This is a genomic window from Acinetobacter sp. NCu2D-2 (assembly GCF_001647675.1).
Lineage (GTDB): Bacteria > Pseudomonadota > Gammaproteobacteria > Pseudomonadales > Moraxellaceae > Acinetobacter.
In genome coordinates this window covers 427384-443020 of sequence record NZ_CP015594.1, presented here as the reverse complement: position 1 = coordinate 443020, position 15637 = coordinate 427384, and the positions used below count along the sequence as shown (strand labels likewise).

The 15637-nt window shown below is 38.6% G+C and carries 16 protein-coding genes; 7 read left to right on the top strand and 9 right to left on the bottom strand.

Features of this window, described 5'->3' with window-relative positions:
- Nucleotides 1–22: 22 nt before the first annotated feature.
- Nucleotides 23–229 (bottom strand): hypothetical protein, encoded by a 207-nt coding sequence (locus A3K93_RS02030; RefSeq protein WP_067728479.1) that lies wholly within the window; start codon nucleotides 227–229, stop codon nucleotides 23–25.
- Between the two features lie 173 nt (nucleotides 230–402).
- Between A3K93_RS02030 and A3K93_RS02025 the strand changes: the two genes are divergently transcribed.
- On the top strand, nucleotides 403–900 hold the full coding sequence (locus A3K93_RS02025) for a phosphate-starvation-inducible protein PsiE (protein WP_067728477.1): 498 nt from the start codon (nucleotides 403–405) through the stop codon (nucleotides 898–900).
- Between the two features lie 60 nt (nucleotides 901–960).
- Here the strand turns inward: A3K93_RS02025 and A3K93_RS02020 are convergent, their stop codons facing one another.
- Complete coding sequence (locus A3K93_RS02020; RefSeq protein ID WP_067728475.1) at nucleotides 961–1395, bottom strand: RcnB family protein; 435 nt, start codon at nucleotides 1393–1395, stop codon at nucleotides 961–963.
- 178 nt (nucleotides 1396–1573) lie between these two features.
- Between A3K93_RS02020 and A3K93_RS02015 the strand changes: the two genes are divergently transcribed.
- The gene (locus tag A3K93_RS02015; protein WP_067728473.1) at nucleotides 1574–2026 is read left to right on the top strand and encodes a hypothetical protein; all 453 of its coding nucleotides are present in this window, start codon (nucleotides 1574–1576) and stop codon (nucleotides 2024–2026) included.
- Nucleotides 2027–2108: 82 nt separating this feature from the next.
- Here the strand turns inward: A3K93_RS02015 and A3K93_RS02010 are convergent, their stop codons facing one another.
- The gene (locus tag A3K93_RS02010; RefSeq protein ID WP_067728471.1) at nucleotides 2109–3572 is read right to left on the bottom strand and encodes a phospholipase D-like domain-containing protein; all 1464 of its coding nucleotides are present in this window, start codon (nucleotides 3570–3572) and stop codon (nucleotides 2109–2111) included.
- 109 nt (nucleotides 3573–3681) lie between these two features.
- Nucleotides 3682–5760, bottom strand: a complete 2079-nt coding sequence (gene znuD, locus A3K93_RS02005) for a zinc piracy TonB-dependent receptor ZnuD (protein ID WP_067728469.1) — start codon at nucleotides 5758–5760, stop codon at nucleotides 3682–3684.
- 138 nt (nucleotides 5761–5898) lie between these two features.
- Here znuD and A3K93_RS02000 point away from each other — a divergent pair, with 138 nt between their 5' ends.
- The 5 genes from A3K93_RS02000 (at nucleotide 5899) to A3K93_RS01980 (ending at nucleotide 10278) form a co-directional block, all read left to right on the top strand.
- Nucleotides 5899–6663 (top strand): DUF4184 family protein, encoded by a 765-nt coding sequence (locus tag A3K93_RS02000; protein WP_067728467.1) that lies wholly within the window; start codon nucleotides 5899–5901, stop codon nucleotides 6661–6663.
- A gap of 149 nt (nucleotides 6664–6812) precedes the next feature.
- The gene (aspS, locus tag A3K93_RS01995; RefSeq protein WP_067728465.1) at nucleotides 6813–8597 is read left to right on the top strand and encodes an aspartate--tRNA ligase; all 1785 of its coding nucleotides are present in this window, start codon (nucleotides 6813–6815) and stop codon (nucleotides 8595–8597) included.
- Between the two features lie 115 nt (nucleotides 8598–8712).
- Complete coding sequence (locus A3K93_RS01990; protein WP_067728463.1) at nucleotides 8713–8931, top strand: hypothetical protein; 219 nt, start codon at nucleotides 8713–8715, stop codon at nucleotides 8929–8931.
- Nucleotides 8932–8944: 13 nt separating this feature from the next.
- Nucleotides 8945–9808: a lysophospholipid acyltransferase family protein gene (locus A3K93_RS01985; RefSeq protein ID WP_067728461.1), complete on the top strand. Its 864-nt coding sequence runs from the start codon at nucleotides 8945–8947 to the stop codon at nucleotides 9806–9808.
- Nucleotides 9809–9906: 98 nt separating this feature from the next.
- A complete protein-coding gene (locus A3K93_RS01980) occupies nucleotides 9907–10278 on the top strand; it encodes a diacylglycerol kinase (protein WP_067728459.1) in 372 nt (123 codons plus the stop codon).
- Nucleotides 10279–10372: 94 nt separating this feature from the next.
- On the opposite strand, the gene A3K93_RS01975 is transcribed toward A3K93_RS01980, so the two are convergent.
- The 5 genes from A3K93_RS01975 to A3K93_RS01955 form a co-directional block, all read right to left on the bottom strand.
- Nucleotides 10373–11908 (bottom strand): phosphoethanolamine transferase, encoded by a 1536-nt coding sequence (locus tag A3K93_RS01975; protein ID WP_157883250.1) that lies wholly within the window; start codon nucleotides 11906–11908, stop codon nucleotides 10373–10375.
- Nucleotides 11909–12017: 109 nt separating this feature from the next.
- Nucleotides 12018–12986, bottom strand: a complete 969-nt coding sequence (locus A3K93_RS01970) for a polysaccharide pyruvyl transferase family protein (protein WP_067728455.1) — start codon at nucleotides 12984–12986, stop codon at nucleotides 12018–12020.
- Between the two features lie 22 nt (nucleotides 12987–13008).
- A complete protein-coding gene (locus tag A3K93_RS01965) occupies nucleotides 13009–14067 on the bottom strand; it encodes a glycosyltransferase (protein ID WP_067728453.1) in 1059 nt (352 codons plus the stop codon).
- A 14-nt stretch (nucleotides 14068–14081) separates the two neighbouring features.
- Complete coding sequence (locus A3K93_RS01960; protein ID WP_067728451.1) at nucleotides 14082–14888, bottom strand: glycosyltransferase family 25 protein; 807 nt, start codon at nucleotides 14886–14888, stop codon at nucleotides 14082–14084.
- A gap of 2 nt (nucleotides 14889–14890) precedes the next feature.
- Nucleotides 14891–15634, bottom strand: a complete 744-nt coding sequence (locus A3K93_RS01955) for a hypothetical protein (RefSeq protein ID WP_067728449.1) — start codon at nucleotides 15632–15634, stop codon at nucleotides 14891–14893.
- Between the last annotated feature and the right edge of the window lie 3 nt (nucleotides 15635–15637).

Genomic DNA, 15637 nt, shown 5'->3' with positions numbered 1-15637 from the left:
AGGCGTTTTTTTATAGATAAAATTAAACTTTTTCAATCAAAATGGTGTCTGGCTGATTATCAATTTTTGGATTTAAATGTTTATTCACAATCTTAATCTCGCCTTCTGATTGCAAGGATTCACAAAGTTCCACCACTTTGATCATGTCATCAGATTTAATACCGGCACCGAGAATCAATTTCTTGCCTGCTTGAAGTTGGCTAATTTTTGTTTGAATTTTATCTAACATTTTGTTCTCCCTTTTATTTATGTCTAACTTATACAATATAGCAACTTAGCATGAAAAAAGTACAAATTTTTCAATATTTAGTACGAATTTTTTTAGTTGCTTTGCATTAGACACAAACCCCGTTTTTTCTGTTATATAAATCACATAAAAATGATTTACTAGGGGGGGAATAAATGTCAAAACGAGATCATAAAATCCATAAGGTCGAGAGCCTACTCGATCGCTTTGGCAACATTGCTGTAGAAAGCTTTCACTATATTGCACTGTTTATTATTGGCTGCATGGTGATTTGGTCTGCGGGTCATACCGTGATTGAAATATTGACCATTAAAAAGTTTGCAACGATTGATGATATTCTTCTACTTTTCATTTATTTAGAACTAGGTGCGATGGTGGGCATTTATTTTAAAACCAATCATATGCCAGTACGTTTCTTAATTTATATTGCGATAACCGCGCTAACACGCCTCTTAATTTCTGATATTCAACATACACATAAACCTAGCCTTGAACAGATGATGATTACAGGGTCTATTCTGATTCTTGCCTTTGCTATTTTAGTTGTCCGCTATGCATCTTGGACCTTCCCTTCAGTGATCCGTGCGAAAGAAGCCGATCAACCGCTACCACCAGGCAAAACACCACGCCCTGAAGATGATGAACTTGCATAATCTTAATAACAAAAATGCCTCTTTTTAGAGGCATTTTTTTGGTGTCGAGTAAGCATTTGATTAGTCATTCGGCACAAGGACATAACGTCCATTTTCTAATATCCAATAGGTTCCCGTTGGCGGCGCAGGTAAACCGAGGCTCTTCCAGTCTGTAATCAAGACATAATTCGAGCTTTCAAGTCGTGCCACATTTGGATCGCCACTCACCCAGGTATAACTATTTGAGTTTTGATAGATAGTCGTCGGTGCACGGTACTGAATATTCACACCATTTTGAATTGGTGGATGACTTGGCAATACAGGTGGATATTTATGATGTGGCGGTATAGGTCGCTGTGGGCGTGGAGGATAAAGTGATGCATTTTTATCGGTCAGCACCTGATAGCGATAGGCATTCGGATTATTGACAATCGTGCCCTGATTGGCTGCAAAACTTGCCACAGAGATTGCCATCAGCATTGCACCCAAAATGACCCCAACATGTTGTCTTTTCATCTCAATCACCTTTCAGCCTATATGCTTATCTTAAACAAGATATCGGTAGAAAATATGGATAAAAACCATACTGCTGCAATTTTTTGTAATCTGAAACATTGCTTATTACAAAGACTAAGAAAAATTGTCCGATCGCTTTATGCTAAAATCCGATTTTTCATTCATTGGATCATTGTTCGTGTCAGATTTAAGTTTTGATCGTTTATATGAATTTTTTTGTAAAGTTCCCAGTATTCAAAAAAACCTGATTGATTCCTATGGTTCAGATGGCAAACATGCGTGGTGGTTTAAGTTCCAAATTGATGTAGATCATCCACTTGCATGGCAAACCATACAAGAACTCGGTCATGTGCTGAACTATATTTCTAAAAATGAGCGCCTACCGACTCAATTCTTACCTGTTTCACCACCTCCCTATATGAATGGCGTAGCTAAAGATTTCTTGTCATGGGTGATTCAATGTAACCATGCTGATTTTCCACCTGACATCGTTTGTGACTGGCTTGAAGCACGCTTACCAAACCCAGTCGATGACGAAACCCAATGGAAAATTAAAACTGATATTTCTGAACTTGATCAAATCTCAGATAAAGATTTGGATAAAATTATTCCGCCAAATCCACAGGCTTAATTAATCCCTCCTAACCTCCCTTTAATAAAGGGAGGAAAATCCCTCTTTATTAAAGAGGGATATAGGGAGATTCAAAATTAATTTAAAACGTCGCCATTCCACTCCATTCTAAGAAGCGATACGACCAATATTTCATGGTAGATTCATCAGCATATTGAGCATAGTCCACACTCATTTTTTTGCCATTCAGGTTAGACCATGCTGCATTAAAATACTGATTTGCATCTTTAAAGACTTGCGCATCACGCCCACCAATGACACGTAAATCTGTTTCCAAATTATAATTTTTTAAATTCCGCGCGGTAAAATTTGCTGAACCTAAAATCATTTCCGTATTGTACAGGTCACGTTTAATCAGCATTTTGCTATGGCATTGTTCACCTTGAGTATTACACCAACGTACATCCACACCTACCTGATGCAATTCTGCTGCCACTGGACGGTTAGGAATGCCATTTTTAGTTCGACCAAATGCATCTTTATTGGGATCAAGTAAAACACGGACTTTGACACCACGTTGATGTGCCGCAATTAGTTCTTCGATAATCTTACGTTCTGACAAATAGAACATCGCCAAATCAATTTCAATACCTGCTTTTTGGCTGCTTTTGATAGTATTTAATACGGCATCGTAAATGGCGTTTTCCGTCAGTAGCTGAACCTGAGGTTCAGTTTTAGCCGCTTGATATTCGCCAATAATAATTCCGGGAATTTCACCTTTAGATAAAGTTGCAACGGCTTGTTCGGTTTTGAGTACATCAATTGCGGTATTACCTTTGACCACCAATGCGACATTAGAGTGACGCGAACTTCCATCATGTGGATTCATTGATGTCACTAAAGCCTTCCAGCCTTCATTGGTATCGACCACAACTGTTTTACGATGATTGGCTTTAAAATTAATTAAATGCAGATAACTTCGTAAGGTGACTTTTCCCTCTCCCACTGGATTTGGTAACCAACCACTTTCCGCATTATTCTCTACACCTTGGCAGCACAAATACCACATCCCAGACCATACTGGATTTGATGCGCGTAGAGGCTCTAAATTGGTTTCAATCACATCAATGCCATTTTGGCGTAATTGACGATAATGTTCAGGTGCAATTCCGCCATAAACTGAGTTGATTGGGTCTGTAATGACTTTAATTTCGACTTGAGGTGCAACCAGTCGTTTGCTGATGAGTGCATCAGTTAATTGTTGCGTTAATTTCTCATGTTGCTGTTGTGATTGACCAATTTCCTTATTAAATAAGAACATATCAATCACAATCAAACTATTCGCTTCATCAATCAGCTTTAAGATATTTTTGAAGATCACATGCTGTTGTTTTTGTTCTGAGCCGTCTACATAAGTTTGATCAGCCAAGAATTCCACTTCTGCATGACGCAATGCGCCTTTAAAATTTAGACCCGCTGGCAGCGGCTTATAAACATGATAGAGCGCAGATGAAATATACCCGATTGCCAACATGCCAAGAATCAAACCGACATATTTGCGTTTTGACCAATTTAATTTTTGATGAACCCGTTGAAAAATACGCATAAGAAAAAACCTAATCCAATATGCTCAGACTAGGTTTTATCTTGAGATTTATCAAGCGCATTTCTGTGTTCAGACCTAGATCCATCCAGTACTGAACTTAAGTTAACACTTAGAAGTTATATTCTAAACCTACAGTAAAATTACGACCTACCTGTGGAATATTCGATAAGAACGATGTGTGTGAATACACTTGGTCATCCAGCAGATTATTCGCTTTTAAATACACACGATAGGCATTTTTATCTGCAAAGGTATTGGCATAACTGAGTCCGACATTCACCATATTATAGCCTTGCGTTACAGTTTCATAATCCGCAATTTTGTCTTGGTTAAATACATGGTAATACTCCGCCATACCACTCCAACCATCTGCAAAATCAGATTCAACTTTCGTTCCTAAACGTCCAGCAGGTACTCTTGGTGCATTATCACTGTCAATTTTACCGCGTACATAATCCCCAAACACACTGACTTTATAAGTGTCATTGATGGCATAGCCTACTTGAGCTTCTGCACCGTAGAATTTGGCTTTATCTTGGGTGTAATCAACAAGACGGAAATTATCTTCACGCGCAGTAGTCGCCGCATAAATATAGTTGTCATACCAGTTGTGATAAACATGTACGTGGTAATCCAACTGATCCCCTTCATAATGTAGACCAAGCTCAAGATTGTTGGATTTCTCTACATCCAAATTTGGATTGCCGCGTTCAAATGTATTGGTCGCAAAGTGTTTACCATTGGCATAAAGCTCTTGCGCCTGTGGTAGACGTTGTTGATGTGAGCCTACTAAGGATAATTTATAATTGGGTGCAAACGCCCAATTTGCGGCTGCTGAACCTGAAAATGCAGTATCGCTAAAATCTTTTTGTGCTGAATCAATGTCAATTTTTTGCTGATCAATACGCGCACCAAGCTCAACATGTACATCAGCAAACTGTTTATGTTCTAAACCAAATACACTCCATTTCTCAGTAGTATTGGGCGCCATTAACGATTCTTCACCTGAAATATTCAATTTTTGGCGATTATATTGTGTACCAAACACCCCTTCCCAATCAGCAATCGGATTATGTACTAGCTCAAGGCGTGCATCATAACCTTGGCTTTTAAAAGTGGTCAGGACTTCATTTTCTTCAATTTCATTGTGCTTATAGTCGGTATAACTGGCATGGGCACGTAATTTTTGAAAACCTGCAAAAGGTTCTGCTAATTCAGTACGTAGAGCATAACGTTCTGACTTTAGATCAACCCAAGGTCCGCCATGATGATGTCCTTCTTCATCCTGATCTTCCCCACAGCCAATTAAAGCATTACCATTGACGGCACAGCTTTCATATTCGTGACTATGTCCTGGCAAACCATATTGATCTTGGCGATTGCTATAAGAAACACCAACAAAACCACGATCATGAATCCATGAACCACCAATATTGATCGTTTCACCTTCAGCAAAAGTATTGTCGACACGACGTGCTTTTTCGCGATGCAGTTCAGGTTCTTCACCTTCATGGTGATGTTCGTGTTCAGTGAAATAACCTTGATGTGCGATATAGTCATTTGCTTTACGCTTTGTCCCTTCAACACGTAGTGCAAAGTTTTCACCGATCCCTGCTGTTACACCTGCGCTTGCTAGTTTCTCATCACTGCCTGAGTTATAGCGCACACCGACTGTGCCATCTAAGTCATTTTCAGGCATTTGGGTTGGAATTTTTTGATCGGTAACATTCACTAAACCACCGACAGTTCCAGCAGCATAAAGTAAAGTCGATGGACCACGAATCACTTCGACTTGTTTCGCCAAGATCGGATCGACAGTTACAGCATGGTCTGGCGATAAACTTGATACGTCAGCTGTTTCAGAGGCATGTTGTAGTACTTTGACACGAGGCCCATCTTGACCACGAATTACCGGGCGGCTCGAGCCCGAACCATATTGATTTGAATATACCCCCAACTCACCTGCTAAAGCATCACCAATGGTCGTTGCTCGCTCTGCTAAGGCTTTTTGATCAATGACATGATCTGCTACTGCAAAATCTGCTGCAGTTTGTACCAATGGATGGGCTTGAACATGAATAGTTTCAAGCGTTTGTACAGGTGGTTGCTGTTGATCTTGTTGTGCAAATACCGTTGGTGTAACCATCGCAAAAATAGAGAGTGTAATTAAGTTCTTATGAAACGCCATGACCCAAGCTCAGAATAATCAAAAATCGAATAATGTTATAATATAACATTTCAATATTTTTGCAATAAAAAGCAAAGCCCATTAGATAAATGTCTTACAATTACAGCTCATCCAACTATTGTTTAATGATCGAGCATCATGCCTTTTACTGTGTCACATGCGGTGATTGCCCATCCTATCTCTTATCTTACTGGCTATCGACTCCCAATTGCGGGCTTAGTCATTGGCAGTATGGCACCCGACCTTTATCGATTATTTACTCAAGAACAATCTAATCTGACTCATCTTTGGAGCAGTATTTTTGGTATTACTTTATGGCTCGGTCTGGGGTTTAGCCTGCTGTGGTATGGGTTATATCGCCCTGTGGTATATCGTTGCATAGGCATACAAGATCCAGTTATATTGAATACATGGAAATCCGCTATCAAATTTATTGTTTTGCTCATTATTTCCTTGATAATTGGTATCGCAACACATTTGATTTGGGATGGATTAACCCATGCCGATTTTCGAACCTTTGCCTTTCGAGAGTTTTTAGCAAGTACAGTTCAACTCTTTGGGCAGCATTATCCAATGCATCGTCTACTGCAACTTGGCAGTTCTGCACTGGTTTTACCCTTAATTGCATGGTCTTGTCTAAGTTACTACCGTAAATTTCAGCAACATTTACAAGTCAGCCGCTCTATTCGATATTTCCGCCGAGGACTGGTTATCGTGCCATTTGTTGCTGGTTTGTGCGCTGTACTCGATTATCTTCGGCATTTATCTTCTGATCTGATTCGTTCTGATCTTTATTATTTTACTGGGCGTATGATTAATGAATTTAGTCAAACGGCATTGATTGTATTTAGCTTGGGATGCTTACTATTTTTATTCTTGGATCGGAACCACCGTTTAGGGTAAATCTCCTAACAAACAGACCAAAATGTTGAGTTTTTTGTTCAAGTTCTTGTGACTGAATGCCCAAAGAGGCATAATCCTACCTTTACTAAAAGCGGTACGCTGTTTACGTATTCGCTGACCTTAACCCATATAGTTGGATTTCTAACGCTATGATGCGAACTCATTACTGCGGTTCTTTAACCGAAGCTCAAATTGACCAAACCGTAACATTATGCGGTTGGGTTCACCGTCGCCGTGACCACGGTGGTGTTATCTTCCTTGACATGCGTGACCGTGATGGTCTTGTTCAAGTGGTTATTGACCCAGATACTCCTGAAGCATTCGCAACTGCGGACAAAGCACGTTCAGAATTCGTATTAAAAATTACAGGCCGTGTACGTCGTCGTTACGCAGGTACTGAAAACGCGAATATGACTAGCGGTCAAATCGAAGTTCTTGGTAAAGAAATCGAAGTGCTTGCTGGTTCAGAAACTCCGCCATTCCCATTGAATGACGACAATACAAATATTTCTGAAGAAGTACGTTTGAAATATCGTTTCTTGGATATCCGTCGTCCAGAAATGTTAGATCGTCTTCGTTTCCGTTCTAAATTGACTAACTTGATTCGTAACTACTTCGAAGAAAATGGTTTCTTAGACGTTGAAACACCAATTTTAACGCGTGCGACTCCTGAAGGTGCACGTGACTATTTAGTGCCAAGCCGTGTTTCTAACGGTAGCTTCTATGCGCTTCCACAATCTCCACAGCTATTTAAACAGTTGTTGATGGTGGGTGGTATTGATCGTTACTACCAAATTGCTAAATGTTTCCGTGATGAAGACTTACGTGCTGACCGTCAGCCTGAATTCACCCAAATCGACGTTGAAACATCGTTCATGAGTGACGATGACATTATGGATTTGATGGAACGTTTAACTGTTAAGATGTTCAAAGAACTTCTAAACGTTCAATTCGACAAGTTCCCGCGTATGACTTATGCAGATGCAATGCGTGACTATGCATCTGACAAACCTGACTTACGTATTCCTTTGAAACTCGTTGACGTTGCAGACATGATGCAAGACGTTGAGTTCAAAGTATTCGCAGGTCCTGCAAAAGATCCTAAAGGCCGTATCGTTGCGCTTCGCGTACCAGGTGCTGGCGCGCTTCCACGTAGCCAAATCGACGAATACACTAAATTCGTGGGTATCTACGGTGCGAAAGGCTTGGCTTACATCAAAGTCAACGAACTTGAAAAAGGTATTGAAGGTCTTCAATCTCCTATCGTTAAATTCATCGAGCCAATCGTGCTTGATCTATTGAAACGTGTTGGCGCTGAAAATGGCGATATCGTCTTCTTCGGTGCAGATAAAGCGAAAATCGTAAACGATGCGATGGGTGCTTTACGTATCAAAGTCGGTCATGACATGAAACTTGCAACTTGCGAGTGGGCACCACTTTGGGTTGTTGACTTCCCAATGTTTGAAGAAACTGACGATGGTAAATGGACATCTGTTCACCACCCATTCACGCTTCCTAAATCAAGCGTTGAAGAAGTGAAGAACAATCCAGGTGCGGCATTGTCTGTTGCTTACGATATGGTATTGAACGGTACTGAAATCGGTGGTGGTTCACTTCGTATTTATAACCTAGAAATGCAAAAAGCGATCTTCGAAGCGCTTGGTATTTCTGAAGAAGAAGCAGAAGAGAAATTCAGCTTCTTACTTAACGCGTTGAAATTCGGTGCGCCTCCTCACGGTGGTTTGGCATTCGGCCTTGACCGTCTAGTCATGTTGATGACTGGTGCATCTTCAATCCGTGACGTGATTGCATTCCCGAAAACCAAAACTGCTGAATGTCCATTGACTCAAGCACCTGCACCAGTTGAATCAACTCAACTGCGTGATTTGGGTATTCGCTTACGTGAAAAACCAAAAGCTGAATCTCAAGAATAATTTCTTGATGATTTGAATAAAAAAGCCCTGTTCTAGCAGGGCTTTTTTATTGCATTGAGAAGCCTGCACGACAGTGGCATAATAGCTTCAGTTTCTACTTTTAGGTGATTTGGCAATGGCGATGCGTCCTGCTGTTCGTAACCGTGGCATCATGTTAATTGTATTCTCTGTGGTGCAATGGATGTTTATGCGTTATATCCTTGCCAATAACCTATTCCAACTCGATACCAATGAACGTATTTTATACTTCTGTTTAAGCAGTATTATTGGTGCTTTTGTCATCTTTGTGGCTTTAATCTATATGGTTCTAAAGGGCAATCCTGAAAAGGATTAATACCGTTATTTCTATGTATTCTTTCCTCAAAAATTTTGCTCGATTGCCACTTGGTTTTATTCAAAACTTAGCCAAAACTGCAGGGTCTATTTTATATATGACCAATTCTTCTGCACGTCGTGTGACTGAGATTAATCTTAAATCGGCTTATCCCTTATTAAGCGAGCAAGAACGCGATGCTTTGGTTAAAGCCAGCTTAAAAAGCCAGTGCATGACCTATGCAGAATCGGTAAAAATTTGGGGATCGAGTTCAGATTACGCCTTGAGTTTAATTAAAGAAATTCATGGACAAGAGATTTTCTTTAAGGCCCTAGAAAACCCAAATGGTTGCCTAGCTGTGGTGCCACATTTTGGTACATGGGAACTCCTTAATGTGTGGGTGAATCAACATACTTCACCTGTGATTATGTATAAACCCAGCAAAAACGAAGATTTAAATCGGTTTATGCTGGAAGCTCGTCAACGACTTAATGCCACTTTAGTACCAACGGATGATACTGGCGTAAGAGCACTATTTAAGCATTTAAAACAAGGTGGGTTTTCAGCCATTTTGCCTGATCATGTGCCCAAGGAAAGTGGTGGGATTTACTCCCCTTTCTATAACCAAAATGCTTTATCTTCTACGCTTTTGTCTAAACTTGCTGCAAAAACACAGTGTTCAGTGATTGGTCTAAGTTGCTTAAGACGTAAAGATTTATCAGGTTATGATATTACTGTAACTGAGCTTTCTAAAGATATTTTATCTAAGGATATACAGCTGTCTGTTGATACCCTGAATAAAGAAATGGAGCGCATGATTAATGTCGCTCCAGAACAGTACTTGTGGGGATATAAACGGTTTAGGAAAATAGAAAGCGCTCAAAAAATTTATAATTAAATTTTATATGAATCGTATAAAAACTAATCAAAACACAGTATAATTAATATATATACCTAGTTATTTGATATAACGCATCGAGATTTTATAAATTTACTATGAGCAATTATTCATCTTTTAAAGGTAAAACTGGTTTAAAAAGGATTATTAATGCAACACTGTATTCATTAAGTGGCTTTAAAGCTGCATATTTAAATGAAGCTGCATTTCGACAAATTGTACTACTTAATATAATTCTTATACCTATGAGCTTTACTTTAAATGTATCATCGGCTGAAAGAGCATTAATGGTTGCAGTATGCTTATTTGCCATCATTGTCGAACTTTTTAATTCTGCAATTGAAGCCGTAGTAGATCGTATTTCACTAGAAAAGCATGAGTTGTCAAAAAATGCAAAGGACATGGGGAGTGCCGCTCAGTTTGTTGCATTAACAATGATATTTTCTACATGGATGATCATACTTTTGTGATTTTTAAATTGGATTATTTAAAATTAATCAATACTCTAGTATAAAAAATGCCAATCTTTTTGACTGGCATTTTATTTTGTAAACTAACTTTAATCTACGCTACAATCTTATGTTGTTTCAGCGGCTGAGGTACATCTTTATACCAATAAACCCTATAATCAGAGTGCAGAATTTGATCTACTGCAGTATATCTCGCAAGGAATTCCTCATCCACGTGATATCCCAAACATTCAGCAATCAAGAATGAACAAATATCATTAGCATAAAGACCATTCGACTTTCTATATTTTTCTGTATCTAAAACAAAATCACTCTTGTTTAGAATAATAAATGGCACTTTGTATTGTTGATAGCCACCGAAAGTTAAACCATGCTCTAAGCCACCTCCTTCATCTTCCACCACTTCACCATGATCTGAGGTGTAAATAAAAATATAGTCTTCTAATGTATCATCCGCCAAGCCTTTCACTTGATCTAAAAACCGATCGGTATGGTGAATTGATAAATCGTAGTCATCAGCGCCTTTTAAGGCAGCGCGATCTTCTTTATCAACTCGAATTGAGTAAGGTGCATGACTACCAACAGTATGAATAACAAATAAGTTATTTAAATTGGATTGTTTCGCACTTTTCTCAAACTCGGCTTCAATAGAGGCTAATAAGTCAAAGTCATCTTTAGGATTAAATGGTATGCCTTCTGATGTATAGTCTCGTGAGAGGACTAGATTTGCACACTTCGCAATAGGGCCATAACTTGATGTAAATAGGCTATCAATGGCCTGATTTCCTATCCACACCGTATTTACGGATTTCGCTTTTGCGATGTCAAAAATATTTTTACAGGTATATGCTTTTGAAAAATCATTAACCTGAGGATAAGAAATTAAAAAAGGTAATGCCGTTCTTGTCATATTTGACAATGAATGTACACCCTCTAAAACAATAGGATTTTTCCATTGACTCAGTTTTGGTGTGGTTAAAAATCCAGTATAACCATAAAGACTAAACCGATCAGGAATTGCAGACTCCCCAATCACCAAAATAATGTTTTTAGCCTTTACCGTTTTTTCATCTTTCAAACAATCAAGTAAATCGCGATCTGCATCGAAACTCACCTCGTCACCACCACGATAATTGACCAAATAAAACAAATTCCCAAAAAGTATCGGATACTTCGTTCTAATGCTAGAGATGACATTCTTATCTAACTTATCTAGAGAATTTAGTACATTAAAAGCACTACTATTTGTTGCATATTTCTTTAACTTTCTATCTACACGCATCAGACGTAGTTGTGATGCAACTACAGTAATAAAAAAAGGCGTCAACAGTAGCAAGCCAAGTTTAAGATTGGTTTGTATTTGAGAAGAAATATAAAAATTAACAAGTAAAATGACAAGGAATGCAGGAAGAATGAGGATTAAATTTTTACTCAACACCTCGATCAATTCATTTTTGTTGGTATTTAAGATTGACTCCAAAATACCCTCATTAAAATCCTTGTATTTTAAGACTACAAAAGTTTCAAGCACAATAAAACATAAAGCAATGTTCAACAAAAACAAGGCTAAAGGTTTATAAATAAAAAAGAGTGAGCACAACATAGAGGAAACAACGACAACATTGTTCACTCTATATCTATTATTTTTAAATTTAAATAAAAAGCTTAACGATAAAATTAAACTAAAAATGATGAAATATAGCATTATAAAAACTTCGAATGAAAATATACCAATAGCATCAATTTACAAATTGACTTTTCCAATGCGCGATCGCATCAAACGGCAAATGAATCTCGGGCTGCCATTGCATATTAATCCGTTGTTTCAATAAGGTTAGATCATGGCGTTCTACAACTGGCAGATTAAAATCTCTATGCATTTCTATAGCACGATTATCAATACCAATAATAATCACGCGTTTCTTTAATTGTAGAGCGCGAATCCCAGCATGTAGGCGTGTACCGATAAAATCAATCTCATGATCTTTTAATAACGTATTATAGGCATTTAAATTCGTTGCTATACGCACAATGCCATTGAACAGTTCAGGATGCTGCTCTGCAAGTTGATCGAAATATTGATTATCTTCCGAGCCTTGTGCCCAAAAGTATAAGCTTAAATAGTGCTCTTTGAGACACTGAATCAACTGTACATCGGCCTCAATATCACGGCTATAGTCTGTTAAAGTAAAGACCACTGACTGCGCTTTTTGACTTGGGATCTGCTTGAGATGTTCAGGGGTTAGCTGCCACAAGGTTGGACAGCCCGTATTGATCACATTTTCAATACCACACGCTTTTAGTTTCTCTAAGGTGTACTGATCACGTACAGAATGTAGATACTGTTTAGACAGCGCATTGTTATAAAAAACTTTCGCTTTCCATTCAGGTTTTTCTGCATAGCTATTCCAACCAGCCCCCATTAAAATGGCAGGTTGCATCTTAAAGCCATCAAAAAAGCCAATCGACCATTGGTTTTTACGGGCACGAAAACGCCAATAATTACGCAGTAAATTGGTTCCCCCAACAAAGGCCAATGGGTTTTGCCATGCTTTTTTTAAGGTTTTGGCTGCCAATGCATAATGTGTTGGGTAACGACAGAATTGCTCATGACTAAATAGAGATTCCAAATGCATCATCACTGCATCCATGATGATTTCATCCCCCATATTTAGAGAACCACATGCTGTATCGTAAACTGTAATCATAGCGTCATGCCGTTGGGTAAAATTAAATTTCTTGTAGACTTAAATAGTGTGTAACTGCTGTTTCAATTAAAAACAGTGCATCTAAATGGCTTTGCACTTCAACATCGCCTTGTGCGACAGCACGTAACTTGGCTGCTAATGCATCGACATCTTGCACGGGTACTAGACAATTTTCAGGCAGAACTTCCCGTGGCCCAGAAGGACAGTCCGTGCTGATGACTGGTGTACCCAACGCCAAGGCTTCCAAAATCGCAATACTAAAGCCCTCAAAATCAGAAGACACCACCATCGCCGTCGCGGCTTGAATATAAGGATATGGATTTTTTTGAAAGCCGAGAAAATGCACTTGATCTGCGACCCCTAGGTCTTGAGCAAGTTTCTCATTTTCAGCCATCAACTCACCTGTACCCACCAAGACTAAAGGTAGATCGATGTGTGCTTTGGCATAGGCACGAATCAAAATATCGTGGCGTTTTTGCTGTTTAAACTTGCCAACATTCACTAAATAACGTGCAGGTAAATCCGGCTGAAATTCTGCTGCTGCCGCTTGAACTGCTGCGATATCAATTGGATTATAAATCGTCGTAATACGGCTGTTTTCACCAAAAATCTCACGAAAATCCTGCTCCACGCCTTGACTCACCGCAACACACAGTTTGGATAGATAAACCTTTTTTAATTGTTCCAGCATTTTGGCATCTAAACGACCGGCATATTCCTGACTCGTCGTATTATGAATGACCATATGCACATTGGGTAAGCTACTGCGACTTAAAATAAAATCTACTGGAAAAAGATTGGATAAGACTAAATCAGGCTCACCAATGTGCTTGCGGACAAAACTGTCAAATGCTTTAGCGGCAAGGCCCGGACGCATAAATTTTGGAATAGCACGAAACTTTTGATAATTAAAAAAGTGAGTTCGCACACCCTCAGGTATTGGCAAGTCAATTATATTTTTAAAATAAACGATATGAGCTTCATGACCTGCATCATTAATCCCTTTTGCTAGAGTTAATGCAAAACGTTCTGCCCCATTACCCTGTAAAGTAAAAATCGCTAATACGACCTTTTTTTTCATTAAGTTGGACCTTATTAAAATCGGCTTTTATCTAAAAATATAAAACGCTTTTCTGCCTTAAATAGTACTTGTAAATAACGACACGCCATTTGCAATTGCCCCATAACACGGCGCTTCCTAAACATTTTCTTTTCATATACAGACTTATAAGTAGGCTTGAAATTTTCAGAGCGACCAATCGTTGATTCAAAGTTTTCAGTATCTGATAAGCCATACGCAATCATTTGATCTTCTTGTATCAATGCTGCTGGTTCAACCTGATAAGCATTTAAATTATAGGTACTGAAAATAAAAGCATCTGCTGTAGCAGCTGCAGAATGAGCCGCTTTTTCCAAAAGTTTTTGCGCACCAGTTGGGAACAATATATAGCCCCCTGTTCCTGTTCTCTCTTGGAACAAGTCTAATAATTTGTACCCTGAACTATTTAAATGACAAGCTGGCTTTTTACTTACGATTTTTTTACGACTTCTAACTTCGAGATTAATTAGATCAGGACATAAATTTAAGGTTTGAGATTGTATATCTTCTAGAAGTTGCACAATATCACTTACCACGACAGCATCATCTTCTAAAATAAGCATAGGTTGATTACGATCTACAACCTGTTGCCATGCTTTTTTATGACTTAGAAAGCAAGCTAACTCTACTTTTTTTAACGGTCGCTGCCATCCGAAAGCTTCCGCATTAAATTGCTCTTCTGAAATCTGATCTATCGACACAGCTTGTAAAAAAGTAGGTTGAATCCCAACTTTTAAAAATTGTTGTTCTTGAAAGACACGTCGTTCCTTAGATTTAGGTAAATTAATAATTAATAATTCCATCTTTACCACCAACGTGTTTTTTCACGCGTATGTTGTTTCTTAAATCTTAAATAAACTGTATTGTTCTGTTCTTGCTGTAATCGATCGAATATTTCTAAAACAATCATTCCAAGTGGATGTATTTTGCAAATTTGATCTAAACGCCAACGCATATTTCGCAATGTATCGTCTGTACCAACAACGAATGCTGACGTTCCATCAAATAATGTTACGCGTTCTTGTGGTAACCGATCGCGCTTTTCTTCACACATTACTGTAGTTTGGTCACACAAATAACGTTCAGTTTCTTGTAGTTTCAACGTATTAATCAGCACAACAGCATTCATCAATGTAGCTTTAAGCGTTACATCATCATGTAAATCTAAAAACGTATCACATGCAGAAATTAACCAACGAATATTTAAAGTGCTGAGTAAAAAATCACGTTCACTCATCCATAGGGCTTTAAATTTTTCAAAGTTTTCTTCAACATCAACTTCACGTCGAATCAGTACAATCAGACTCGCATGATAGTGGCTCAATGCAGGCTGACCAACAAACTCATGTTTAAGTTGCTCAATATGCTCATTCAGATCTTTCGCTGAACCATGCGTATATTGGATTTGATCACCGGCAATAATGTCGGATTTCAGTTTTTCGATATCTACACTCGCAAGCTGAGCATAAACTTTATCAGCTCCAAAGCGACGTTGATGTCGGCTGAATGAAAACCACTGTTCAAACTTACTTTTTTTTCTAACTGGCATGTT